The organism is Vibrio sp. 03_296 (genome assembly GCF_002265885.1).
The window spans coordinates 1-367 of sequence record NZ_NPKW01001178.1 but is presented as its reverse complement, the minus strand read 5'-3'; the positions used below and the strand labels follow the sequence as shown (position 1 = coordinate 367).

At 52.9% G+C, this 367-nt stretch carries 1 rRNA gene; it reads left to right on the top strand.

From position 1 onward, the window contains the following. Positions 1–367, top strand: a 23S ribosomal RNA gene (locus tag CIK04_RS30745); the annotation flags it as partial.

Genomic DNA, 367 nt, shown 5'->3' with positions numbered 1-367 from the left:
TGTAACGGGGCTAAGTTGTAAACCGAAGCTGCGGCAATGTTCTATGAACATTGGGTAGGGGAGCGTTCTGTAAGCCGTTGAAGGTGTGTTGTAAAGCATGCTGGAGGTATCAGAAGTGCGAATGCTGACGATGAGTAACGACAAGGGGGTGAAAACCTCCCCGCCGGAAGACCAAGGGTTCCTGTCCAACGTTAATCGGGGCAGGGTAAGTCGACCCCTAAGGCGAGGCTGAAAAGCGTAGTCGATGGGAAACGGGTTAATATTCCCGTACTTCTTACAATTGCGATGGGGGGACGGAGAAGGCTAGGTGGGCCTGGCGACGGTTGTCCAGGTTCAAGTGCGTAGGCTGAGTGTTTAGGTAAATCCG